General features: G+C 74.1%; 21 protein-coding genes. 14 read left to right on the top strand and 7 right to left on the bottom strand.

The genetic code is table 11. The features are described from left to right. Window positions 1-64: 64 nt before the first annotated feature. On the bottom strand, window positions 65-1786 hold the full coding sequence (locus tag ACIQUR_RS00430; protein WP_403657907.1) for a PucR family transcriptional regulator: 1722 nt from the start codon (window positions 1784-1786) through the stop codon (window positions 65-67). Between the two features lie 474 nt (window positions 1787-2260). Here ACIQUR_RS00430 and dnaK point away from each other — a divergent pair, with 474 nt between their 5' ends. The 9 genes from dnaK to ACIQUR_RS00385 are packed head-to-tail and all read left to right on the top strand — an operon-like array spanning window position 2261 to window position 12320. Further along, window positions 2261-4168 carry a molecular chaperone DnaK gene (gene dnaK, locus ACIQUR_RS00425; protein WP_403656179.1) on the top strand — a complete coding sequence of 636 codons (1908 nt, stop codon included), beginning with the start codon at window positions 2261-2263 and terminating at the stop codon, window positions 4166-4168. Window positions 4169-4177: 9 nt separating this feature from the next. After that, window positions 4178-4723 carry a nucleotide exchange factor GrpE gene (locus tag ACIQUR_RS00420; RefSeq protein ID WP_403656176.1) on the top strand — a complete coding sequence of 182 codons (546 nt, stop codon included), beginning with the start codon at window positions 4178-4180 and terminating at the stop codon, window positions 4721-4723. A 6-nt stretch (window positions 4724-4729) separates the two neighbouring features. Then, window positions 4730-5671, top strand: a complete 942-nt coding sequence (locus ACIQUR_RS00415; RefSeq protein WP_403656173.1) for a DnaJ C-terminal domain-containing protein — start codon at window positions 4730-4732, stop codon at window positions 5669-5671. After that, window positions 5668-6075 carry a chaperone modulator CbpM gene (locus ACIQUR_RS00410; RefSeq protein ID WP_403656170.1) on the top strand — a complete coding sequence of 136 codons (408 nt, stop codon included), beginning with the start codon at window positions 5668-5670 and terminating at the stop codon, window positions 6073-6075. The genes ACIQUR_RS00415 and ACIQUR_RS00410 overlap by 4 nt, the downstream gene beginning before the upstream one ends. Further along, window positions 6066-8705 carry an ATP-dependent chaperone ClpB gene (clpB, locus tag ACIQUR_RS00405; protein ID WP_403656167.1) on the top strand — a complete coding sequence of 880 codons (2640 nt, stop codon included), beginning with the start codon at window positions 6066-6068 and terminating at the stop codon, window positions 8703-8705. Before ACIQUR_RS00410 ends, clpB begins: the two co-directional genes overlap by 10 nt. After that, the gene (trxA, locus tag ACIQUR_RS00400; protein WP_403656164.1) at window positions 8702-9160 is read left to right on the top strand and encodes a thioredoxin; all 459 of its coding nucleotides are present in this window, start codon (window positions 8702-8704) and stop codon (window positions 9158-9160) included. Before clpB ends, trxA begins: the two co-directional genes overlap by 4 nt. 28 nt (window positions 9161-9188) lie before the next feature. Continuing rightward, window positions 9189-9452: a UBP-type zinc finger domain-containing protein gene (locus ACIQUR_RS00395; protein WP_403656161.1), complete on the top strand. Its 264-nt coding sequence runs from the start codon at window positions 9189-9191 to the stop codon at window positions 9450-9452. Continuing rightward, entirely contained in the window at window positions 9452-11164 is a 1713-nt protein-coding gene (locus ACIQUR_RS00390; RefSeq protein ID WP_403657905.1) for an FAD-dependent oxidoreductase, read from the top strand. Before ACIQUR_RS00395 ends, ACIQUR_RS00390 begins: the two co-directional genes overlap by 1 nt. Before the next feature lie 28 nt (window positions 11165-11192). Next, a complete protein-coding gene (locus ACIQUR_RS00385; RefSeq protein ID WP_403656158.1) occupies window positions 11193-12320 on the top strand; it encodes a hypothetical protein in 1128 nt (375 codons plus the stop codon). A gap of 41 nt (window positions 12321-12361) precedes the next feature. Here the strand turns inward: ACIQUR_RS00385 and ACIQUR_RS00380 are convergent, their stop codons facing one another. Continuing rightward, window positions 12362-12901, bottom strand: a complete 540-nt coding sequence (locus ACIQUR_RS00380) for a DoxX family protein (RefSeq protein WP_403656155.1) — start codon at window positions 12899-12901, stop codon at window positions 12362-12364. Between the two features lie 363 nt (window positions 12902-13264). Between ACIQUR_RS00380 and ACIQUR_RS00375 the strand changes: the two genes are divergently transcribed. Continuing rightward, window positions 13265-13810 (top strand): rhodanese-like domain-containing protein, encoded by a 546-nt coding sequence (locus ACIQUR_RS00375; RefSeq protein ID WP_403656152.1) that lies wholly within the window; start codon window positions 13265-13267, stop codon window positions 13808-13810. 54 nt (window positions 13811-13864) lie between these two features. On the opposite strand, the gene ACIQUR_RS00370 is transcribed toward ACIQUR_RS00375, so the two are convergent. The 5 genes from ACIQUR_RS00370 to ACIQUR_RS00350 form a co-directional block, all read right to left on the bottom strand. Next, window positions 13865-14728, bottom strand: a complete 864-nt coding sequence (locus tag ACIQUR_RS00370; RefSeq protein WP_403656149.1) for a glutathione S-transferase C-terminal domain-containing protein — start codon at window positions 14726-14728, stop codon at window positions 13865-13867. Between the two features lie 148 nt (window positions 14729-14876). Next, window positions 14877-15989 carry an aliphatic sulfonate ABC transporter substrate-binding protein gene (locus ACIQUR_RS00365; protein ID WP_403656146.1) on the bottom strand — a complete coding sequence of 371 codons (1113 nt, stop codon included), beginning with the start codon at window positions 15987-15989 and terminating at the stop codon, window positions 14877-14879. A 211-nt stretch (window positions 15990-16200) separates the two neighbouring features. Then, the gene (locus ACIQUR_RS00360; RefSeq protein WP_403656142.1) at window positions 16201-16293 is read right to left on the bottom strand and encodes a putative leader peptide; all 93 of its coding nucleotides are present in this window, start codon (window positions 16291-16293) and stop codon (window positions 16201-16203) included. Window positions 16294-16492: 199 nt separating this feature from the next. Further along, window positions 16493-16951: an RrF2 family transcriptional regulator gene (locus ACIQUR_RS00355; RefSeq protein WP_403656139.1), complete on the bottom strand. Its 459-nt coding sequence runs from the start codon at window positions 16949-16951 to the stop codon at window positions 16493-16495. A 123-nt stretch (window positions 16952-17074) separates the two neighbouring features. Further along, window positions 17075-18283, bottom strand: a complete 1209-nt coding sequence (locus ACIQUR_RS00350; RefSeq protein WP_403656136.1) for an acyl-CoA dehydrogenase — start codon at window positions 18281-18283, stop codon at window positions 17075-17077. Window positions 18284-18713: 430 nt separating this feature from the next. On the opposite strand from ACIQUR_RS00350, the gene ACIQUR_RS00345 reads away from it, so the two are divergent. The 4 genes from ACIQUR_RS00345 to ACIQUR_RS00330 all read left to right on the top strand — a co-directional run bounded on the left by ACIQUR_RS00345 (window position 18714) and on the right by ACIQUR_RS00330 (window position 22504). Further along, window positions 18714-18797 (top strand): putative leader peptide, encoded by an 84-nt coding sequence (locus ACIQUR_RS00345; RefSeq protein WP_403657902.1) that lies wholly within the window; start codon window positions 18714-18716, stop codon window positions 18795-18797. Between the two features lie 269 nt (window positions 18798-19066). Next, window positions 19067-19675 carry a winged helix-turn-helix domain-containing protein gene (locus tag ACIQUR_RS00340; protein WP_403656133.1) on the top strand — a complete coding sequence of 203 codons (609 nt, stop codon included), beginning with the start codon at window positions 19067-19069 and terminating at the stop codon, window positions 19673-19675. Between the two features lie 196 nt (window positions 19676-19871). After that, a complete protein-coding gene (locus ACIQUR_RS00335) occupies window positions 19872-21110 on the top strand; it encodes an LLM class flavin-dependent oxidoreductase (protein ID WP_403657899.1) in 1239 nt (412 codons plus the stop codon). Continuing rightward, window positions 21107-22504 (top strand): NtaA/DmoA family FMN-dependent monooxygenase, encoded by a 1398-nt coding sequence (locus ACIQUR_RS00330; RefSeq protein ID WP_403656130.1) that lies wholly within the window; start codon window positions 21107-21109, stop codon window positions 22502-22504. Before ACIQUR_RS00335 ends, ACIQUR_RS00330 begins: the two co-directional genes overlap by 4 nt. Window positions 22505-22516: the final 12 nt, after the last annotated feature.

Genomic DNA, 22516 nt, shown 5'->3' with positions numbered 1-22516 from the left:
CGGCGGGACGGTCGCGCGTGCCGACCGCGCGGGGACCGGGATCCCGGCGCCGGTCGTCGGCGGGTCACCGTCGGGTGCGGGGCCGGCCGGGCGGAGCACCCTCCCCGGGAGGCTCGGCGGACCGGCCCGGAGGCGCGGGTTGTGCCGGGCCGCGGCCGCCCAGCACGATCTTCCACACCCGGGTCGCCACCTGGAGGTTGAGCCGGTCCTCGACGTCCGCGAGGTCGTTGCCGCTGATCTCGCGGATGCGCTGGAGCCGGTAGCGCAGCGTGCTGCGGTGGATGGCGAGGGAGGCGGCGGTCTCGTCGTAGTTGCCGCCGCAGTCGAAGTAGCGGGAGAGGGTCTCCACCATGGCCGCGTGGTGCCGGGAGTCGTACGCGATGAGCTGCCCGAGCCACTCGTGGACGAACGCCTCCAGCTCCTGGTGATCGGCGCCGGGTCCCAGGATGCGGTACAGGCCGAGCTCGTCGAAGAACGTCGTGCCGTACCGCTCGCGGGAATGGAGGCGTACTTCGAGGGCGCGCTGCGCCTCCTGGTAGCGGTGGGGGATGTCGGGGACGGAGTCGCAGGGGGCGCTCACCCCGATCGTCCCGGACCGTGTTCCGGTCTCCCGGGCGAGCGCCTCGTGCAGCGCGCGGGCGTGCGGCCTGTCGTCGACGACCAGGACGATCCGGTCGGCGCACCGGGTCAGCAGCGAGCGCATGCCGACGGCGGTGGCCGCCCGGCCCACGGTCCGGGCGAACGCGTCGTCCGCGGTCCGGTCCGACCACTCCACGACGACGACGTAGTTGCTGCGGTGCAGGTCGTGTCCGACCGCCTCGGACCGGGCGTAGGCGCTCGCCGCGTCGGTCCCCGCCAGGAGGTCGTCGACCAGCTCGCGGTGCAGCCTCAGCTCCACCTCGGCGACGTGGCGCAGGTGCGCCAGCGCCAGGGCGAGCAGGGCCGCGGCGTGTTCGAGCGCGAACACGGTGTGCTCGTCGGCCTGCTCCGACGCGTCGACCAGGGCCAGCACGCCCAGGATCTCGCCGTGCGGGCGGACCAGGGCGACCAGCCGGTCCCTGATGCGTACGGGCCCGAGCTGCCGGGCGACGGCGTGCAGCATGTCGTTCTGCCGCACCGGGTCCGGCTCCGGGTAGGGGTCGGGCCGGCCGGGGCCCGACCAGGACGTCAGCCGGCCGAAGCGGTCTTCGACCAGCGCCGGAAGCCCGGTGAGCTCGTGCAGGGCGCGGGTGGCGGCCTCCGCGCCGCCGCCGGAGGCCGCGATGTCGGCCATCAGCGCGTGGACGGCCTGCTGGTACCCCAGCTCGGCCAGCACGGAGACCAGCTGCCGCTGGAGCGTGGCGCGCTCCTCCCCGACCCGGTGGATCTCCAGCGCGTCCTCGCGTCGGCGGCGCTGCGCGACGGCGACCGACAGGGCGGCGGCGGTGTGCCGGACGAGCAGGGCGAGCAGGGACCGCTGGGTGCCGGTGGGCCGGGCCGGGGCCGTCACCACGAGGTACCCGTGGAGTCCGGCCGGCCCCCGCAGCGCCAGGGCCCGGCCCCAGGGCCTGCCGGGCACGGTCACGGGGCCGTCCTGCCCCTCCAGCTCCCGGACCCTCCGGTCCACGGAGGCGGCGGGAGGCCGACCGTTCCCCGGACCGGGGGCCAGGTCGCCGTCCCTGTCGAGGTATCCGGCTTCGGCACGGTAGGGCCCGGCGGCGGCGACGTGGCGCAGGGCCAGGCGCAGGATCTCGCCCTCGTCCGGGGCGGCGAACAGGGCGCGGGACAGCAGCTCCAGCCGGTTCAGGGCCCGGCCGACCGGGACCGTGGCGGACGGGTGCGGTCCGCCCCGTGGTCCTTCCCGCGGTCCTCCCCGTGGTCCTTCCCGCGGTCCTCCCCGTGGCTCTCCCCGTCTCCCTGCCCGTGCCTGAGCGGACGCCGCCCGGCGCCGTCCGGCCGGAGGAGGCCCTCCCGGTCGGAGCGGCGGCCGTACCCGTGGTGTGCCCCGCTGCCGGCCATGAGTCCACTCCGTTCTCCCCGGAGCCCCGGGGAGCCGATGGAGTCCGGGGGAGCCGATCGTCTGGCCGTCTACCCACCCGGGGGCGGCTCATCCGGGATGTCCGGATGTTTCCCTCTCGCACTCCCGGGGCCAGCGGGGCCGGGCGTTTCCGTCCCGCCAAGTGCAGGCGCGGGGCCACCCGGCCGGTGAGGCTGGACAGGGCCCGGAAGCATCCGCGGGCACCGGCGGGGGCGAGGCGGCACGGCTGGGAGGAGAAGTCTCATGGCCAAGGCAGTGGGCATCGACCTGGGTACCACCAACTCGGTGATCGCCGTGTGGGAGGGCGGCGAACCGTCCGTGGTGCCCAACAGCGAGGGCAACCGCACGACACCGTCGGTGGTGGCCTTCACGGACACCGGCGAGCGCCTGGTGGGCCAGATGGCCCGGCGCCAGGCGATCCTCAACCCCAAGGGGACCATCTACTCGGCCAAGCGCTTCATCGGCCGGCACTTCGACGAGATCTCCGAGGAGGCCAGGGCGGTCGCGTACGACGTCGTCGAGGGCGACGGCGGGGCGGCCCGCTTCAAGGTGCGCGACAAGCTGTACGCGCCCGAGGAGATCAGCGCCCAGGTGCTGCGCAAACTCACCGAGGACGCCTCCAAGCAGCTGGGGGAGCGGGTCACGGAGGCGGTCATCACGGTGCCCGCGTACTTCAACGACGCCCAGCGCACCGCCACCAAGGACGCCGGCCGGATCGCCGGGCTGGAGGTGCTGCGGATCATCAACGAGCCGACGGCCGCGGCCCTGGCGTACGGCATGGACAAGCAGCAGCACGAGACCGTCCTCGTCTTCGACCTGGGCGGCGGCACCTTCGACGTGAGCATCCTCGACGTCGGTGACGGCGTCGTGGAGGTGCGGTCCACCGCCGGTGACAGCCACCTCGGCGGCGACGACTTCGACCGGCGCCTGGTGGACCACCTCGCGGACGACTTCCAGAAGGAGAACGGCATCGACCTCCGCCAGGACCCGCAGGCACTGCAACGACTCTTCGAGGCGGCGGAGAAGGCCAAGACCGAACTGAGTTCGGTGACGCAGACGCAGGTCAGCCTGCCGTTCGTCACCGCCGACGCCTCGGGACCCAAGCACCTCACCGACTCGGTCATGCGGTCCACCTTCGAGCAGATCACCGCCGACCTGGTGGAGCGCTGCCTCGGACCGGTCCGGCAGGCCATGACCGATGCCAAGGTCGGCGAGAGCGACATCGACGAGGTCATCCTCGTCAGCGGCTCCACCCGCATCCCCGCCGTCCAGGCCCTCGTCCGCCGGCTGACCGGCGGCAAGGAACCCAACATGAGCGTCAACCCCGACGAGGTCGTGGCCCTGGGCGCCGCGATCCAGGCCGGAGTGCTCAAGGGCGAGGTCAAGGACGTCCTGCTGCTCGACGTCACCCCGCTGTCGCTGGGCGTCGAGACGCGCGGCGGCGTGATGACGAAGATCATCGAACGGAACACCACCATCCCGGTGCGCCGCTCCGAGACCTTCTCCACCGCCGAGGACAACCAGCCCGCCGTCGACATCGTCGTCCTCCAGGGCGAGCGCGAGCTCGCCGCCGACAACCGGGTGCTGGGGCGGTTCCAGCTCACCGACATCCGGCCGGCGCCGCGGGGCGAACCACAGGTCGAGGTCACCTTCGACATCGACGCCAACGGGATCCTCAACGTCACGGCCCGCGACCGGGACACCGGCAAGGAGCAGGGCATCACCATCAGCGAAAGCTCCAACCTGGACCGCGGCGAGGTCGAACGCATGGTCCAGGAGGCCGAGCGCAACCAGGGCCAGGACCAGGCACTCCGCGAGGCCGTCGACGCCCGCAACGAGCTCGACGCCGTCGCCTACCAGGTCGAGAAGCGGCTGGCGGAACTGGGCGACGCGGCCCCCGCGCACGAACGGGCCCGCGCCGAGATGCTGGTCGCCGACGCCCGGGCGGCGGTCAAGGAAGAGGCGGGCGTCGAGCGGGTGCGGCCCCTGGCCTCCGAACTCCAGCAGCTGCTCGCCGGGCTGGCGGCCCACCGGGGCGCCGCCGCCGACACGGGCGGCCCCGGGCCGGACCCCGCCGCCGGCGGTCCCACGAGCGGCGGCGGCGGTGCCGACGAGGACGACGTGATCGACGCCGAGTTCGCGAAGGACTGAGGAACCGCCATGCCCATCCACCCCGGGGAACCCGACGCGGCCGTACCGCCCGAGCGCACCGAGCCGGCCGCCGAGGGCACCGCCGGCCCCTCCGCCGGCGGCCCCGCACCGCCCGAGGACGGGTACACGGCCGAGCTGGAGCAACTGCAGGACCGCTGGCGGCGCGCCCTCGCCGACCTCGACAACCTGCGCAAGCGCCACGCCAGGGAGCTGGAGCGGGAGCGGACGGCCGAGCGTTCCCGGACGGCCGCCGCCCTCCTGCCCGTCCTGGACAACCTCGAACTCGCCCTGACCCATGCCGGCGCCGACCCCGGTGCCATCGTGGAGGGCGTCCAGGCGGTCCGCGACCAGGCGGTGAACGTCCTCGAACTGCTCGGCTACCCGCGGCACGCGGAGACCGGCATCGCGTTCGACCCGGCCCGGCACGAGGTGATCGGCGTCGTCGAGGACCCTGACGCCCCGCCCGGCACGGTCGTCGACGTGCTGCGGCCGGGCTACGGGGACGGCGAGCGGCAGCTCCGACCCGCCGCCGTGACGGTCGCGAAACGGGAGTGACCGGCCATGGCACGGGACTTCTACGAGGTGCTGGGCGTACCGCGGACCGCCGGCCAGGACGAGATCCAGCGGGCGTACCGCACGCTCGCCCGCAAGAACCACCCCGACGTCAACAGGGACCCGGGGGCGGAGGAACGCTTCAAGGACCTCAACGAGGCGTACAGCGTCCTGTCCGACCCGAAGACCCGGGCCCGCTACGACCGCTTCGGCGAGGACTTCCGCAGGATCCCCGAGGACTTCGACGAACGCGTCGCGGCCGGCGCGGGCGGCCCCCGCGTCCGGTACGGCACCGGCTTCGGCGGCGGCTACGGCACCGGCTTCGGCGGGGACTTCGGGGCGGACGGCGTCGACATGGAGGACCTGTTCGGCTCGCTCTTCGGAGCGGGCGCCGCCCGCGGCGGGGTCCCGGGAGCCGACCAGGAGGCCGAGCTGCCGCTCACCGTGGAGGAGGCGTTCACGGGCGGCCGCCGCAGCGTCACGCTGGCCGGGCCGACCGGACAGCCGCGGCGGTACGAGGTCAACGTGCCGCCCGGCGTCACCGACGGGCAGCGCATCCGGCTGGCGGGGGAGGGCGGCCGGGGAAGCGGTGGCGCACCCGGGGGCGACCTCTACCTCAGGGTGCGCATCCGGCCCCACCCGCAGTACCGGCTGGACGGCCGCGACGTCCACGTCCAGGTACCGGTCACCCCCTGGGAGGCGGCCCTGGGCGCGACCGTGCCGGTGCCCACCCCCGGCGGCGGCACGGCCAAGGTCACCGTACCCGCGGGCTCGTCCAGCGGCCGGCGGCTGCGGCTGCGCGGCGAGGGCATGCCCAACCCGCGCGGCGCCGACGGCGACCTGTACGCCGAACTCCGCATCATGGTGCCGCCCACCCTGGGCGACCGGGAGCGCGAACTGTTCGAGGAGCTCGCCGCCACTTCCCCGTTCGACCCCAGGAGGACGCGATGAAGGACCGACCCTCGGGAGCGGCGGGCACCGGCCGGCCCGGCCTGGGCGACCGCCCGGTACGCACGGGCGACGGCCCCACCGCCGCCACCACCGTCCGGTACGCGCTCGTGCCCGTCCACAGGCTCTCCCTGGACGCCGTGGCCCGTCTCTCGGGCCTGCACCCCGACCTGATCCGCCGGTTCGTCGCCCTCGGGCTGGTCGACGCCGACCGCGACGCCGCGGGGCACCTGGTGTTCGACCCCACGGCCCCTGCGGTGCTCGCCCGCATCCAGCGGCTGCGTACCGGACTCTGCCTCAACTACGCATCGATCGGCCTGGTGCTCGACCTGCTCGACCGCATCAGCCTGCTCGAAGCCGCCCTGCGAGGGCGCGGCACGAGGAGTGGAAACCCCCCATGGACATGAACCGTCTCACCCAGAAGTCCCAGGAAGCCCTCCAGCAGGCCCAGACCGTGGCCGTTGGCATGGGGCAGACCGAGGTCGACGGGGAACACCTGCTCCTCGCACTCCTCGACCAGGAGGACGGCCTGATCCCGAGGCTGCTCCAGCAGGCCGGCGCCGAGCCGGGCGCGCTGCGCGCGGCCGTGCGCGAGGAGCTCTCCCGCCGCCCGAAGGTCACCGGGCCCGGCGCCGCTCCCGGCCAGGTCTTCGTCACCCGGCGCCTCACCCGCCTGCTCGACGCCGCCGAACGGGAGGCCAAGCGGCTCAAGGACGAGTACGTGTCCGTGGAGCACCTGCTGCTCGCCCTGGCCGAGGAGGGCTCTTCGACCGGGGCCGGGCGTCTGCTCCGAGAGGCCGGCATCACCAGGGACTCCTTCCTGAGCGCGCTCACCCAGGTCCGCGGGAACCAGCGCGTCACCTCCGCCAACCCCGAAGTGGCCTACGAGGCCCTGGAGAAGTACGGCCGCGACCTGGTCGTGGAGGCCAGGACCGGCAGGCTCGACCCGGTCATCGGCCGGGACGCCGAAATCCGCCGCGTCACCCAGATCCTCAGCCGCAAGTCCAAGAACAACCCGGTCCTCATCGGCGACCCGGGCGTCGGCAAGACCGCCATCGTCGAGGGCCTCGCCCAGCGGATCGTCCGCGGCGACGTGCCCGAAGGACTCCGCGACAAGATCGTGTTCGCCCTCGACATGGGCTCCCTGGTCGCCGGGGCCAAGTACCGCGGTGAGTTCGAGGAACGCCTCAAGGCCGTCCTCAGCGAGGTCAAGGCCGCCCAGGGAGGCATCCTGCTCTTCGTCGACGAACTGCACACCGTCGTCGGCGCGGGCGCCGCCGAAGGCGCCATGGACGCGGGCAACATGCTCAAGCCGATGCTCGCGCGCGGAGAACTCCACATGATCGGCGCCACCACCCTCGACGAGTACCGCAAGCACATCGAGAAGGACGCCGCCCTCGAACGACGCTTCCAGCAGGTGCTGGTCGACGAGCCGAGCGTGGAGGACACCGTCTCCATCCTGCGAGGACTGCGCGAACGCCTGGAGGTCTTCCACGGGGTGAGGATCCAGGACACGGCGCTGGTCTCCGCCGCCGCCCTCAGCCACCGCTACATCACCGACCGGTTCCTGCCCGACAAGGCCATCGACCTCGTGGACGAGGCGTGCGCCCGGCTGCGTACCGAGATCGACTCCATGCCCGCCGAACTCGACGAGATCACCCGCCGCGTCACCCGCCTGGAGATCGAGGACGCCGCCCTCTCGAAGGAGACCGACCCCGCCAGTGAGGCCCGCCTGGCGGAGCTGCGCAGGGAACTGGCCGACCTGCGCACCGAGGCCGACGCCAAACGCGCCCAGTGGGAGGCCGAGCGGCAGGCGATCCGCCGCGTGCAGGAGCTGCGCCAGGAACTGGAGCAGGTCCGCCTGGAGGCGGAGGAGGCCGAACGCGCCTACGACCTCAACCGCGCCGCCGAACTCCGCTACGGCCGCCTCCGGGAGCTGGAGCGCCGCCTCGCCGCGGAGGAGGAGCAACTGGCCGCCAAGCAGGGGCAGAACCGGCTGCTGCGGGAGGTCGTCACCGAGGAGGAGATCGCCGAGATCGTCGCCGCCTGGACCGGCGTCCCCGTCGCCCGCCTCCAGGAGGGCGAACGCGAGAAGCTGCTGCGCCTCGACGAGATCCTGCGCGAGCGCGTCATCGGCCAGGAACAGGCGGTCAAGCTCGTCGCCGACGCCATCATCCGCGCCCGCTCCGGCATCCGCGACCCCCGCCGCCCCATCGGATCGTTCATCTTCCTCGGCCCCACCGGCGTCGGGAAGACCGAGCTGGCCAAGACCCTGGCCCGGGCCCTCTTCGACTCCGAGGAGAACATGGTCCGGCTGGACATGAGCGAGTACCAGGAGCGGCACACCGTCAGTCGGCTCATGGGCGCCCCGCCCGGATACGTCGGCTACGAGGAGGGCGGCCAGCTCACCGAGGCCGTACGCCGCAAGCCGTACTCGGTCGTGCTGTTCGACGAGGTCGAGAAGGCGCACACCGACGTCTTCAACACCCTGCTGCAGATCCTCGACGACGGCCGCATCACCGACGCCCAGGGCCGCACCGTCGACTTCCGCAACACCGTGATCATCATGACGTCCAACATCGGCTCCGAGCACCTCCTCGACGGCGCCACCGCCGAGGGTGAGATCAAGCCCGAGGCCCGCGCCCTGGTGATGGGCGAGCTGCGCGGACACTTCCGCCCGGAGTTCCTCAACCGCGTCGACGACATCGTGCTGTTCAAGCCGCTCGGCGAGCGGCAGATCGAGCGGATCGTGGAGCTCCAGTTCGACGAGCTGCGGCAACGCCTCGCCGAGCGCCGCATCACCGTCGAACTCACGCCCGCCGCCAAGGAGCTGATCGCCCACCAGGGCTACGACCCGGTGTACGGGGCCCGGCCGCTGCGGCGCTACATCTCCCACGAGGTCGAGACGCTGGTCGGACGCGCCCTGCTGCGCGGCGACGTCCAGGACGGTGCCACGGTGCGCGTCGACGCCGAGCACGGAGAGCTGGTCGTCACCTACGACGGCCGGGACGAGGCCTGGGAGGCGAAGGCGGCGTGAACACCACCCGGACGACGACGGTGGCCTGCCCGAACTGCGGGCGCGGCAACCGGATCCCGGTGGCCGCCGAGGGACGGCCCAGGTGCGGCCACTGCAAGCAGCCGCTGCCCTGGCTGGTGGACGCGGGCGACGACGACTTCGCCGAGGTGGCCGAGCGGGCCACCGTTCCCGTCGTCGTCGACCTCTGGGCCACCTGGTGCGGCCCCTGCCGCATGGTCAGCCCCGCCCTCGAACAGGTCGCCCGCGACCTCGCCGGACGGATCAAGCTCGTCAAGGTCGACGTCGACAGGAACCCACGGCTCAGCCGCCGGTTCGAGGTACAGGCCGTGCCGACCCTCCTCGTCCTCGACCGGGGCGAGCAGGTCGCCCGCCAGGCCGGCGCGGCACCCGCCCACGTGCTGCGCGCGTGGGTCGAGCAGGCGATGGCGGGCCGCCCGGTCGCCGACCGCGGCTGAACCCCCGCCACACGGAAGGAGAACCCCCATGACCACGATCCCCGACCCCCACCTGGCGATGGTGCGCCCGGTGACACCCCGTACGCCGCAGGGCTGCGAGGAGTGCCTCAGGGAGCATTCCCCCTGGGTGCACCTGCGCCTCTGCCTCACCTGCGGACACGTCGGCTGCTGCGACTCCTCGCTCCTCAAGCACGCCAGGCGGCATGCGGGGAGCGTCGGTCACCCCGTCGTGCAGTCCTTCCAGCCGGGAGAGGACTGGCGCTGGTGCTTCGTTCACGAGGCCCTGGTCTGATGGGCACCGCCGAGCAGGACCGCGGCGCGGTCCGCGAGACACCCGACCGGTACGGGGCCTTCCCGCGCCTGACACCGGAGCAGCTCCAGGACCTGGCCGCGCACGGGGAACGCCGCAGCGTCGCCGAGGGCGAGGTGCTGTACCGCGAGGGGGAGCCGTTCCGGGAGTTCCTGGCGGTCCTCAGCGGCACCGTCGAGATCATCCACGACCACGGCGGGCCCGCTGAACGCACGGTCGCCGTGCACGGGCCCGGCCGGTTCCTCGGTGAACTCGGGCTGCTGGAGGGCCAGGCGGCGTTCGACACCGCCGTGGTGCGACAGGCCGGCGAGATCCTGGCCGTGCCGGTGGAGCGGCAACGCGCCCTGGTCGACCGCGACCCCGTCCTCGGTGACCTGATCCTCCGCGCCTACCTGGGCCGCAGGTACCTGCTCATCGGCCTCGGCGCCGGCTTCCGGATCCTGGGGTCGTGCTATTCCCCCGACACGGTGCGGCTGCGCGAGTTCGCCGCCCGCAACCGGCTGCCCCACCGGTGGGTGGACCTGGAGAAGGACGAGGAGGCCGACGCGCTGCTGCGCCGGTTCTCGATCCGCCCCGAGGAGACCCCGGTGGTCCTCTGGCAGGGCGAGCGGGTGCTGCGCAACCCGAGCAACGCCGAACTCGCCCGGCTCATCGGGCTGCCCGCCCCCGCACCGGAGACCGCACGGTACGACGTGATGGTGGTCGGCGCGGGCCCCGCGGGACTCGCCGCCGCCGTGTACGGGGCCTCGGACGGGCTCACCACGGTCACCGTCGATGCCGTGGCCACCGGCGGCCAGGCCGCCACCTCGTCCCGCATCGAGAACTACCTCGGCTTCCCCTCCGGCATCTCCGGGGGCGAGCTCATCGAACGCGCGGTGCTCCAGGCCCACAAGTTCGGCGCCCGCCTCATGGTGCCGGCCCAGGCCACCGGGCTCACCCCGCAGGACGACGAGTACGTCGTCACCTTCACGGACGGGTCCCGGGCCCGGGCCGGCGCCGTGGTGCTCGCCTCCGGCGTGTGGTACCGCCGGCTGGAGGTACCGGACATCGAGCGCCTGGAGGGCATCAGCGTCCACTATGCGGCGACCGTCCACGAGGCCGGCCTGTGCCGGGCGGATCCGGTGGCCGTGGTGGGCGGCGGGAACTCCGCCGGGCAGGCGTCGCTGTTCCTCGCCCAGTACGCGTCCCGGGTCCACCTCCTCGTCCGGGGCGGCGACCTCAACGCGGACATGTCGCGCTACCTGGTGGACCAGGTGGAACGCCACCCGAAGATCGAGGTGCTGCTCCACACCGAGGTCCGCGGCGTCACCGGGCAGGACGAGCTGGAATCGCTGGCCGTGGAGGACAACACGAGCGGGGAGCGCCGCGAACTGCGGGCCGCGGCGCTGTTCGTGTTCATCGGGGCCCGGCCGCGCACGGACTGGCTCAAGGGCGTGCTGGCCCTGGACGAAAAGGGTTTCGTCCTCACCGGCGCGGACGCCCGGGCGGCGGCCGACGCGTCCCGGTGGGACGCCCTCGGCCGCGGTCCGCTGCTGCTGGAGACGACCCTTCCGGGGGTCTTCGCCGCCGGCGACGTCAGGAGCGGCTCGGTCAAGCGAGTGGCCTCGGCCGCCGGTGAGGGGGCCATGGCGATCCGCTACGTGCACGAGCACCGGGAGGTGACGGGCAACCTGGTCCGCCCGGCGGGGAAGTAGCCGACGAGAAGGGTCGGGGGTCATCCACATGTCGCCTCAGGACGTCACGGTCGTGGCCCTCCTGGCGGATCCGGACGCGCCGACGGACATCGCGCGGCGCCTGGCCCGGGGCCTTCCCGACCGGCTCGCCGACAGGTCGGACCAGGGGCGGCGCTTCGACGTCCGGGTGGTCAGCGAGCCCTTCACCGCGAAGGCCGAGGACCCGCACACCCTGATGTGCCGGATCAGGGACCGCGGCAGGACGGAGGACTGGGACGTCGTCGTGGCCCTCACCGACCTGCCCCTGCACTCGGACGGGCACAAGGTCGTGGTGGACCTCAGTCACGAGCACGGGCTGGCGCTGCTCTCGCTGCCTTCCCTGGGCGGTCTGCGCCTGCAGACGAGGGCCCGGCGGGCCGTGGAGGAAGCCGTACTCGGCCTGGCCGGTCCGCAGGACGGCGGTGCCGGGGAGCCGTCGCGCCGGCAGCGGCGTCCGGGACCGTTCGGCGGCCGTCTCGCGCCCGTCCGTCCGGGCCGGGTCGGCGAGGAGGAGGCCGCCGACCTGCGGTACGTCCTCGGGGGACCCCGCGGCTACCTGCGGGTGCTCCTCGGCATGGTCCGCGCCAACCGGCCCTGGCGCCTGGTGCCGGGGCTGTCGAAGGCCCTGGCGGCAGCACTCGCCACCGGAGCGGTCGCCACCGTGAACTCCACCGTCTGGAGCGTCGCCGAGGCCCTGAGCGCACCGCGCCTCGTGATCGCCACGGTCGGATCCGTCGCGCTCATGATCGGCTGGCTGATCGTGGACGCGGAGCTGTGGCACCGCTCGGCCGAGGCCTCGCCGGAGGCGCGGCAGAAGGCGCGGCTCTACAACGCGTCGACGGTCCTGACCGTGGGGATCGGGGCGCTGGTCTGTTACGTGGGTCTCCTGCTCATCAACGTGGTGTGGGCGCTGTTCATCCTCAACGACCAGGTGTTCGCCGCCGCGACCCGGGAACCGCTGGACGCGACGGACTACTGGACGTTGTCGTGGTTCGTCGCCTCGACCGCGACGGTGGGGGGCGCGCTGGGCTCCGGCCTGGAGAGCGACGAGGCCATCCGGGCGGCCGCCTACTCCAAGCGCGAACAGGAACGACGCCACATGCTTCAGGACGACCACGACGACCAGCGGACGACCTGAGCCGGAGCCGGGGCACCGGTCGGCGCCGCCCGGATCCGGGGCTACTCCTCCTCGGCGGATCCCGCCGGCTCCGCCGACTGGAGGTCCTGGGCGCGCTTCGTCAGGACGAACGCCGCCGCTGCGGCGCTCGCGGTGAACGCCAGGCCGAGCATCCACCGCTGGTCGAAGGCATGGCCGCTGAGGTGGTCCAGGGAGTAGCGGCCCGGGCCGGCGAGGCCGATGGCGGCCGCGGTGAAGCCGAGGAACGCCGGGTACTCGAAGCCGCCCGACTGCGCGAAGAAGCCGGCCGGGGCGTGCACCGACACCGCGCCCGCCATGGCACCCGCCGCCGCCGCGCCCGCCGCGGGGGTGGCCAGGCCCAGCACGAGCAGCGCCCCGCCGCCGGCCTCGCCGAGTCCGGCCGCCAGCGCGCTGTGCCTGCCGGGCCTGAAGCCCATCTGCTCCATCGCGGCGGCGGTGCCCTCCAGGCCGCCGCCGCCGAACCAGCCGAACAGCTTCTGCGTACCGTGCGCCATCAGCACCGCCCCGGTCCCGGCGCGGAGGGCCAGCAGGGCGAGGTCACGTCGGTTGATGAAGCTCATCTGAAGCTCCCAGGGGAGAGTGAGGGGGATGCCGAGAGCATCCGTATCCCGTCCGGGCGGCCGCGCCCCGCGCCGCGCGCAACGTCCGCCGAACGGGCCAGCCCGGCGCATGTTGCGGCAGTGTGGCGAGTTCGTGGCAGGCGCGGGCGGTTCCGTGAAGGGGGCCCGGCCGGTGCCTAGGATCGGGCGCAGGGCCACCCGACCTCGTACGGCACCCGACCCCGGGCGGCCGGCCGACCTCGTACGGCCGTCCGACCCCGCGCGTCACACCGTGATCCGGACGGCGCGCGCCCAGCCGGTGTCACGCCGCGCGTCCCTTCCCCCGCCCGGCATGCTCCGTTCTCCGCAAGGACGCCTTCCGACATGACCGTTGCCCGTGCCACCGCCGTCGCCGAGGCGCAGCCGCGCCTCGGCGAGCTGACCGTCGTCGACGTTCGCACGCCCGGCGAGTTCGCCACCGGCCATCTGCCGGGTGCCCTCAACGTGCCCCTCGAACGGCTCGCACGGAGCGTGCCGGAGCTGCGCGAGGCCGCCGGGCGCGGGCCGCTCCTGGTGGTGTGTGCCTCGGGAGCGCGTTCCGACGGGGCGGTCAGGGAACTGGCCGGCCACGGCGTCGACGCCTCCGGTCTCACCGGCGGCCTCCGGGCGTGGGTGGCCGCCGGGCATCCGCTCGAACGTCCCGCCGGGCCGGTGCGGGCCGTCTGGGCCATGGAGCGGCAGGTCCGCTTCGCCGCCGGGGCCGTCGTGCTGCTCGGCCTGGTCCTCGGGCTGCTCGCGCACCCCGGCTACCAGCTGCTGTCCGCGGCGATCGCGACGGGACTCGTGTTCTCCGCGGTCACCGACACGTGCGGCATGGCCGTCGTGCTCGGCCGGCTGCCCTTCAACCGCCGCGGCGGCGCGGCCCGCTGAGGGCCGCACCGCCCGTGCTGTTCCGTCGGCTCCGGTCCGCTCCGCTCGTTCCCGTCAGTTCCGCCCGCTCCGTCCGCCGGAGGTGCCGGGCCAGTCGACGATGCGGATCGCCGCGCCGGCGGCCTCCTTGCCCTGGCAGTGCGCGTGGTGCCGGCGGGCGATGCCGTCCAGGTCGAGGTGGGGTGCGAAGGCGGGATGCGCCGCCAGGCGCCGTGCGTACGACCACAGGCGCGGATGGTCCGTGATCCGGTACACGGCCGCGGCGTCCAGGTGCCAGCGGTGTACGGTGTCCAGCTGCACCAGCGTCACCCACAACCGGACGTCGGCGGCGGTGAGTTCGTCGCCCAGGAGGTACTCGGTGCCGGCCAGGCGGCGCTCCAGCGCGCCCAGTCCGGCCGCGAGGGTGGCGAGCGCGGCTTCGCGGGCCGGCCCGTCGGCGCGGGAGTCACCCGCGCGTTGTGCGGCCGCGTCGACGTCCTGCTCGCAGAGCAGGGCGAGGGCCTCGATCTCCTGCTCCGCGCCGTCCGGGTGCAGGCGGGCGCCGGAGTCGGCGCCGAAGCGCCGGGTCAGGTCGTGGAGGATGTCGGGGGAGTGGCTGCTGACGATCCGTCCGGTCCAGTCGTCGCTCAGGACCGGCGCCGCGGCCGGTCCCGGGTACTGGTGGGACGTGGCACCGTACAGCCGGCGCAGGGCCTCGTATCCGCCGTGGGGTGCGTCGGGCACGGCGGGCAGCACGGTCAGCGGGAGGACGTCCTCCAGGCCCAGCAGGCTGTGGGTGACGGCGATCCGCAGACACCGCGGACAGGACGGCGCGAGGTGGAGCCGGTACCGGCGTGGCACGGGCGGATAGCCGCTGCGCGCGTCACGGCCGATCCGGCTGCGGAAGGACGGGACGGCTTTCTGGGAAGTGGCGGACATGCGTCTCCCTGGGAATGCTCGGTCACGGCCGTGAACGACCGCACGCGCCGGAGGCGGCGCGTGCGGTGCGGAGTTCCCGGGAGGCGACGCGTCCGGCGCGGCCTGCGTGCGCCGTGGCCGTCACCTCCCCGGGGTGTGGAGCGCGGGCTTACTTGGTGCCGAGTCCGGCGTCGGAGACCTCGGGCTTGCCGGCGGCCTTGAGGACCTTGTTGAGGAGGGTGAGGTCGTAGATGCCGGTGAGGTCGGGCTGCTTGATGAGCTTGGCCTTGACCGCCCATTCGGACTGGGTCTTCAGGGTGGCGGCGAGCGGGTCGTCGGTGATCTGGATGCTGGGCCAGGCGGGGTCGATGACCTTGGCGGCCAGTTCCTTGCCGGTTTCGGCCTTCAGGGCCGCGTTCGCGGAGGCCTTGGCCTTGTCGGGGTTGGCGTTGATCCAGTCGTTGGTCTTGACGGTGCCGCGCAGGACGGCCTCGACGACGTCGGCGTGCTCGGCGAGGAACTTCTGGGAGACGATGACGTTGGTGATGACGAACTTCTTGTCGGGCCACAGGCTGGTCTCGTCGAGGAGGACCTTGGCGCCTTCGGAGACGAGCTTGGATGCGGTGGGTTCGGGGACCCAGGCGCCGTCGATGGAGCCGGACTTGTAGGCGTCGGGGGTGACCTTGTTGTCGGTGCGGACGACGGAGACGTCGCCCTTGCCGCTTTCGGGGTCGACGGTCCAGCCCTTGTCGGCGATCCAGTTGAGGAACGCGACGTCTTGGGTGTTGCCCTTCTGGGGGGTGGCGATCTTCTTGCCCTTGAGGTCGTCGAGGGTCTTGATCTTGTCCGGGTTGACGACGAGCTTGACGCCGCCGGAGGCGGAGCCGGAGATGATGCGGAGGTTCTTGCCCTTGGACTTGACGTAGGCGTTGATCGAGGGCGAGGGGCCGATGAAGCCGATGTCGAGGGAGCCGCCGTTGAGCGCCTCGATCTCGGAGGGGCCGGCGTTGAAGGTCTGGGGGGCGATCTTCGTTCCGCCCAGTTCCTTGGCGATGAGGCCTTCCTGGATGCCCACCAGCGCGGTCGCGTGGGTGAGGTTGGGGAAGTAGCCGATGCGGACGGTGTCCGCGGAGAGCTTCTTTCCGGTGGCCGCGACGTTGGACTTCTCGTCCTTCTTCTCGTCCTTCGCGCCGGAGCCGTAGCCGCAGGCGGTGAGCAGGAGGGGCAGGGCGGCGGTGACGGCAACGGCACGGAGGGCGGTGAGCGGTCTTGCGGCAGACACGGAGGTGTCCTTTCACGGGAAGGTGGCGGGGGAGCCGGAGGAACGGAGCAGTGGGGACGGGCGGACGCGGGCATGCCGGGTACGCGCGAGGTGTGAGCGCGCCGGGAGGCATGCGGGCGGGATGCGGCCGGGCCGGCCGGAGGGGGTGCCCCGGTGGCGAACGGCGCGGGCGCACGGCAGTGGGTGCGCGCCGGACCGGCCGGGGGCCGCGTCAGGCGGACTGACAGATGGCGCTGGACGTACGGGCCAGGTCGATGTGCCGGCGGGAGGTGAGAGGCGTGATCCGGCCTGCGACGTGGAGCATGTGCACGGCCACCTCCTCATTCCTAGTTTTCCTACCGGGCTGGTAGGCATAGTGGCAGAGCCGGGGGGTCCATCCCAAGGGTGTGTTCACATGCTGGACGGAGATGGCTCGGAATGTGAGAACGTGCAGGTGGAGAGGGTCGCGCGAGGGCGGGGCTGGGGAGGGTGCCGGAGCGGATGACGGGACCGGGCGCCGGGGCTCAGGGGTTGGTCCAGGCTCCGGGGGCGTCGCTCAGGGCGGACACGTCGGCCGGCAGCGCGGACGAGGCGACGTCGGCGAGCGACACGCCGTCCAGGATCTCCCGTACGTTGGCCCGCAGCGCGATCCACAGGGGCAGCAGCGACTCGGCGGGGCCCGTGTAGGACAGGTCCGGGGGACGGACGCCGCGTACCGAGACCAGCGGGCCGTCGACGACGCGGATGACGTCCGCGATGCTGATCGAATCGGCCGGCTTCGCCAGCCGGTACCCGCCGTTGCCGCCGCGCTGGCTCAGCACGAGCCCGCCCCGGCGCATGTCGTTCATGATGCCTTCGAGGAACTTGTGCGGGATGTCCTGGGCGTCGGCGATGGCTTCGGCCTTCAGAGGCCCGTCCTCCTGCGACGCGGCGAGCTGCAGTGCGGCTCGTACCGCGTAGTCCGCCCTGGCTGAGATCCGCATGGGGGCATTATCCCGCACGGCTCGGGCCGGGCACGCCCGCGGGGCCGCCGGGCCGCCGGGCGGGGGAGGAGGTGCCCGGCGGCCGAAGGCGCAGGTCGCGGCTGGCGGCGTGCCGTCGGCGCGTCAGCCGAAGACCGCCAGCGCGCGGTGCGGGCCGTTGAGGTAGTGCTCGCCGATGGCGCGCAGGCGGTGGGCGCTCGGCCGGTGGGCCGACAGGGCGCGCGCGTTGCGCCAGAACCGGTCCAGGCCGGGGGCGTCGGCGAGCTCCAGCACCCGGGTGGTGATGTGCAGGGCGGCCCTCGACGTCACGGTCTCGGCCGTGGCGACCAGGGCGGCGGCGCCCGCCGCCTCGTCGGCGTCCAGCAGCGCACCCGTTTCGAGGGCCTGGGCCGTCACCTCGGTCGCCCGGTCGACGACGGCGGTGGCCGTCTGGACGGCGGAGGCGAGTTCCCCGTACGTCATGAGCAGGTCCGGGTCGGTGCCGGGCAGCCTGCGGCCGTGGCCGCCCCTGCTGAGGTCGCGCACCTCCGCGAGGGCGCCCCCGGCGTTGCCCAGGGCGACGTGGCACAGGGCGAGCCGGAGCGCGGGTTCGGCCAGCGCGGTGAAGGGCGGGGCCGACTCCTCGTCGTGCGGCCGGCGGCCCAGCACCTGCCCGGGTGCGACGGTGACCCGGTCGAGGAGGACCTCGCCGGCGCCGGCCACGCGCTGCCCGAGGCGGTCGCGGGCGGGCTCGACGGTGACGCCCGGTGCGCCGGCCGGGATCCGTACGACGAGGACGTCGCCGGTCGCGGCGCAGAGCGCGTCCAGCACGATCTGGTCGGCGACGGCCACCGCCGTGTCCACGGCCCGGCGCCCGTTCAGTGCGTACCCGGTGCCGCGCGGCCGCAGGGTGAGGTCGGGTCCGTGGGCGTCGTCGTGCGGACCGGGGGTGCGGACCGCGCCGGTCCACAGCCACTGCTCCCGCGCCGACTCCTCCTCCAGGGCGGCCGCCTGCGGCCGGCTCGCGTAGAAGCGTCCGCTCCAGGTGTGGGCGTAGTGGCGGGCGAGTACGTCGCCGACCGAGCTGTCCGCGGTGGCGACCTCCCGTATGACGGCGCATCCGGTACGCCAGTCCGTCCCGTGGCCGGGCCCGGGCGGGGTGAGCGCCGCCAGCAGCCCGGCCTCGCGGAGCCGGGCGGTCTCGTCGGCCGGCTGTCCGCCGGCCCGGTCCCGGCCGATGACGTCCGCGGCGAGGTCGTCCGCCACGTCGCGGGCGGTGCGCAGGACCGTCCGGCGCTGCTCGTCGGCTGACCGGCCGCCGGCCGTGGCCGGTGCCGTCCGGGTGGGCGTCACCGGCAGGCCCGGGTGCCGCCGGCCGGGGCGGGGGCGGCCGGGCGGGCGGCGCTGTGTGGGGGGAGGGCGGTGGTCATGTCGGCTACTCCGGGTTCGTCGGGCGGCGTTCACACGGGGACGGGGCGGGAGGGACGGGGCGGTCGGTGTGTGCGGGCCGATGGGCGGCCGTACGCCGGGCAGGCGGGCCGCTGCGGCACCGTGTCCCCCGGCGCACCGCGGCGCGCCCAGCCGGCGAGAAATCCCTACTTTTCCCATCGGATTGATAGGAATATTTCCCCGAACCCGCTCGTCGGGCAAGGGTGTGACCGGATGATGGACACGCCGGTCTCGCGGACGGAGACGGATGGGGTCCTGAGCCGCCGTCACGGATTCCCTATAGAACTGGTAGGGAACCATTGACCGCCGTCGCCGCGCCCCTCACGATGAGGTCATGTCCCCGTCGCAGCCCATGCTCGTACGCCGCCGGCACGTCGACTTCCGTCGCGTCGCCAGCGCGGTCTGCCGGGCCGTCTAGGGCTTCTCCGGCAGGGGACTCCTCCGGCGCGCGCCGCCGTTCGGGCCGCCGCGCCCCGGGCTCACGCCCCAGGGCGCACGCCCCCCGGCGCAGGCCCACCGGGCGTCACGCCCTCCTCCCCCCCCGCCCTCCGGGGCGCCACGGGTCCCGCTCGGCGCTGCGCCGCCGTGCCGGGTTCCCGGGTGTACCCGAGGGGAGTTCCCGCCCTGCCCTCCGCGGCCGGACGACCGGCCTCCGCACCTCACTCCGAGCAGCCGAAGGGGCACGTCATGACCACCGCAGTTCCCGCATCCGCCGCCTCCGCCGCCTCCGCCACCTCCTCCGCTCCCCGTCACACCGGCCCGCGCCTCCAGGTCGTCGGCGACCGTGCGCCCGCCGGCGTCCCCGCGGGCGGGGCCGGCGGCGGGCGCGTCGGATACCTCGTCTTCCTGCCGGCGAACGTCGACCCGGTGGCGGTGATGTCGGCCCACGGCATCCGCCCGGAGATCCACCCCCTGGGACCGGCCACGCCTCCGCCTCCGGGGCCGCTGCCCCTCCCCGGCCCGGGCGTCGACCCCGCCCCCGAAGCCGGCCCCGAGGTCCACTCCGACGACGCCGTCCGGGTCGACCGGGCGCGCCGGCTGGCCGAGGTCGACGGACGCGAACTGGACCTCACCTACCTGGAGTTCGCCCTCCTCGCGCACTTCGTGGCCCACCCGCACACGGTCCACACGCGTGACGCGCTCATCTCCGGCATCTGGGGGTACGGGCACATCGGCGACGGCCGTACGGTCGACGTCCACGTGGCACGGCTGCGCCGCAAGCTCGGCGCGACCCACCGGAACCGCATCTCCACCGTGCGCCGCGTCGGCTACAAGTACGTGCCCGGCCGCCCGTAGCCCCCGCCCCCAGCTCGTTCACGACGCGCACCGGCCGCCTCCCCGGCCGGCCAGGAAGGCGTGATCCGCCGTGTCCGCATCCCCGCCCCCGTTCCCTTCCACACCCCCTTCCACACCCCCTTCCACACCCCCGTCCCCGTCCCCGTCCCCGTCCCCGTCCCGGCCCGCACCCGCAGCCCCGGCACCCCCCGCGCCGCTGCACCTCGCCGTCGCGCTCGACGGCGCGGGCCGGCACCCCGCCGCCTGGCGCGAGCCGGGCGCCCGGCCCGGTGAGCTGTTCACGGCCCGCTACTGGGCCGATGCCGTGGCGGAGGCCGAAGCGGGCCTGCTGGACTTCGTCACCTTCGAGGACTCCCTCGCCCTCCAGTCGTCCGCGCCGGACGGGCCCGACGGGCGTACGGACCGCGTCCGCGGGCGGCTGGACGCCGTGCTCACCGCCGCCCGCGTCGCTCCGCTGACCCGGCACATCGGACTCGTGCCGACCGTCACCGCCACCCACACGGAGCCGTTCCACATCTCCAAGGCCATCGCCACCCTCGACCACGTCAGCCGCGGCCGCGCCGGCCTGAGCGTCCGCGTGGCGCACAGCGCGTCCGAGGGGCGGCACTTCGGGCGCCGGGCGGTCCCGCTCCCCGACGCCGAGGCGTGGGAGGAGGCCGCCGACCACGTCGAGGTGGTCCGGCGGCTGTGGGACAGCTGGGACGACGACGCCGAGATACGGGACGTGGCCACCGGCCGGTTCATCGACCGCGACAAGCTGCACCACATCGACTTCGCGGGCCGGCACTTCAGCGTCCGGGGCCCGTCGATCACCCCCCGCCCGCCCCAGGGCCAGCCCCTCGTGAGCGCGGCGGCCGCCGCCGGAGCCCCCGGGGCCGCCGACGGCACCGGGGCGCGCGGCCTGATCGCCCGATCCGCGGACATCGGGTACCTCGCCGCGCGCGACGCCGGCGCGGTCCGCGCCGCGGTCGCGGAGATCCGGCGGGCCCGGGACGCCGCCGGGACCGGCGCCCAGCCGTTGCACCTCTTCGCGGACCTCACCGTCTTCCTCGACGAGGACGCCCCGGCCGCCGACGCCCGCCGGAGCCGGCTCGACGCGCTCGCCGGCGCCCCCTGCCCCGGTGACGCGGCCGTCTTCACCGGGACCGCCACGCACCTCGCGGACCTGCTCCAGGACTGGCGGACGGCCGGGCTGTCGGGCTTCCGGCTGTGGCCCGGCGTCCTCGCGCACGACCTGCCCGCCATCACCCGGAGCCTGGTGCCCGAGCTCCAGCGCCGCGGGGTCTTCCGCCACGCGTACGAGGCCGGCACCCTGCGCGGACTGCTGGGCCTGCCGCGTCCGTCCGGCCGTTACGCCGCCCCGCCCGGCCGGTACGCCCCGGCGCCCGCCGCCCGGCTCGCCGTCCCGTCCCGGACCCCTGAGGAAGCGTCATGAGCGGCAAGCCGCGCAAGCAGATCCATCTCGCAGCCCATTTCCCCGGCGTCAACAACACCACCGTGTGGAGCGACCCGGCGGCCGGCAGCCAGATCGACTTCGACTCGTTCGTCCACTTCGCGCGCACCGCCGAACGCGCCCGGTTCGACTTCCTCTTCCTCGCCGAGGGGCTCCGGCTCCGCGAACAGGGCGGGCGGATCCACGACCTGGACGTGGTCGGGAGGCCGGACACCTTCACGGTGCTCGCCGCCCTGGCGGCCGTCACCGACCGCCTCGGGCTGACCGGGACGATCAACTCGACCTTCAACGAGCCGTACGAGGTGGCCCGCCAGTTCGCCTCGCTGGACCACCTCTCCGCGGGCCGGGCCGCCTGGAACGTCGTCACCTCCTGGGACGCCTTCACCGGGGAGAACTTCCGGCGCGGCGGATTCCTCCCGCGCGAGGACCGCTACTCCCGGGCGAAGGAGTTCCTGGCCACCGCGACCGAGCTGTTCGACTCCTGGGACGGCACCGAGCTCCTCGCCGACCCCGTCTCCGGCGCCTTCCTGCGGGACGCGCGGGCCGGGGCCTTCGACCACCACGGGAAACACTTCGACATCGAGGGCCACTTCAACGTGCCGCGCAGCCCCCAGGGCCGCCCGGTGGTCTTCCAGGCGGGCGACTCCGACGAGGGCAGGGAGTTCGCCGCCGCGAGCGCCGACGCGATCTTCAGCCGGTACGGGACGCTCGACGAGGGCCGGGAGTTCTACACCGACGTGAAGCGCCGGCTGGCGAAGTACGGCCGTACGCACGGGGAGTTGAAGATCCTGCCCGCGGCCACCTTCGTCCTCGGCGACACCGACGCCGAGGCGCGGGAGACCGCGCACGAGGTCCGCCTCCTCCAGGTCAGCGGGCAGACCGCGATCAAGTACCTGGAGCACGTGTGGAACCGGGACCTGTCGGCGTACGACCCGGACGGCCCGCTGCCGGACGTCGACCCCGTGCCCGGCGAGAACACCGTGGCCCTCGGCCGGGCGAGCGTGCGCCAGTACCGCGACCCGCTCGCCACGGCCCGGCAGTGGCGCGAGCTCGCCGAGGCCCGGAAGCTGTCGATCCGGGAGCTGGTGATCGCGACCACCTCCCGGCAGACCTTCGTCGGCTCCGCCGCCACGGTCGCCCGGGCCATCGACGACCTGGTCCAGGCGGACGCGGCCGACGGCTTCATCCTCGTCCCCCACCTCACGCCGGGCGGGCTGGACGGGTTCGCCGACACGGTCGTCCCGCTCCTCCAGGAACGCGGCGTCTTCCGCACCGCGTACGAGGGCACCACCCTGCGCGACCACCTCGGGCTCACGGTGCCGCACCCGGGGGCGGCCACCCCGCACACCGCGGCCCGGCAGGCCGCGGCCCCCTGAGGCGCGGCCGGC

The sequence above is a fragment of the Streptomyces sp. NPDC101132 genome (assembly GCF_044759225.1).
In the GTDB taxonomy this organism is placed as follows: domain Bacteria; phylum Actinomycetota; class Actinomycetes; order Streptomycetales; family Streptomycetaceae; genus Streptomyces.
The sequence above is the reverse complement of the archived record's forward strand: the minus strand, read 5'-3'. Positions and strand labels throughout refer to the sequence as shown.

Bases quoted from the DNA above. Each gene is read 5' to 3' on its own strand.
- ACIQUR_RS00330 (WP_403656130.1), top strand. From the start codon at position 21,107: ATGAGCGGCAAGCCGCGCAAGCAGATCCATCTCGCAGCCCATTTCCCC.
- ACIQUR_RS00380 (WP_403656155.1), bottom strand. From the start codon at position 12,901: ATGAGCTTCATCAACCGACGTGACCTCGCCCTGCTGGCCCTCCGCGCC.
- ACIQUR_RS00390 (WP_403657905.1), top strand. From the start codon at position 9,452: ATGGGCACCGCCGAGCAGGACCGCGGCGCGGTCCGCGAGACACCCGAC.
- dnaK (WP_403656179.1), top strand. From the start codon at position 2,261: ATGGCCAAGGCAGTGGGCATCGACCTGGGTACCACCAACTCGGTGATC.
- ACIQUR_RS00370 (WP_403656149.1), bottom strand. From the start codon at position 14,728: ATGTCCGCCACTTCCCAGAAAGCCGTCCCGTCCTTCCGCAGCCGGATC.
- ACIQUR_RS00410 (WP_403656170.1), top strand. From the start codon at position 5,668: ATGAAGGACCGACCCTCGGGAGCGGCGGGCACCGGCCGGCCCGGCCTG.
- ACIQUR_RS00340 (WP_403656133.1), top strand. From the start codon at position 19,067: ATGACCACCGCAGTTCCCGCATCCGCCGCCTCCGCCGCCTCCGCCACC.
- ACIQUR_RS00355 (WP_403656139.1), bottom strand. From the start codon at position 16,951: ATGCGGATCTCAGCCAGGGCGGACTACGCGGTACGAGCCGCACTGCAG.
- ACIQUR_RS00385 (WP_403656158.1), top strand. From the start codon at position 11,193: ATGTCGCCTCAGGACGTCACGGTCGTGGCCCTCCTGGCGGATCCGGAC.
- ACIQUR_RS00395 (WP_403656161.1), top strand. From the start codon at position 9,189: ATGACCACGATCCCCGACCCCCACCTGGCGATGGTGCGCCCGGTGACA.
- ACIQUR_RS00345 (WP_403657902.1), top strand. From the start codon at position 18,714: ATGTCCCCGTCGCAGCCCATGCTCGTACGCCGCCGGCACGTCGACTTC.
- ACIQUR_RS00360 (WP_403656142.1), bottom strand. From the start codon at position 16,293: ATGCTCCACGTCGCAGGCCGGATCACGCCTCTCACCTCCCGCCGGCAC.
- clpB (WP_403656167.1), top strand. From the start codon at position 6,066: ATGGACATGAACCGTCTCACCCAGAAGTCCCAGGAAGCCCTCCAGCAG.
- ACIQUR_RS00375 (WP_403656152.1), top strand. From the start codon at position 13,265: ATGACCGTTGCCCGTGCCACCGCCGTCGCCGAGGCGCAGCCGCGCCTC.
- ACIQUR_RS00415 (WP_403656173.1), top strand. From the start codon at position 4,730: ATGGCACGGGACTTCTACGAGGTGCTGGGCGTACCGCGGACCGCCGGC.
- ACIQUR_RS00420 (WP_403656176.1), top strand. From the start codon at position 4,178: ATGCCCATCCACCCCGGGGAACCCGACGCGGCCGTACCGCCCGAGCGC.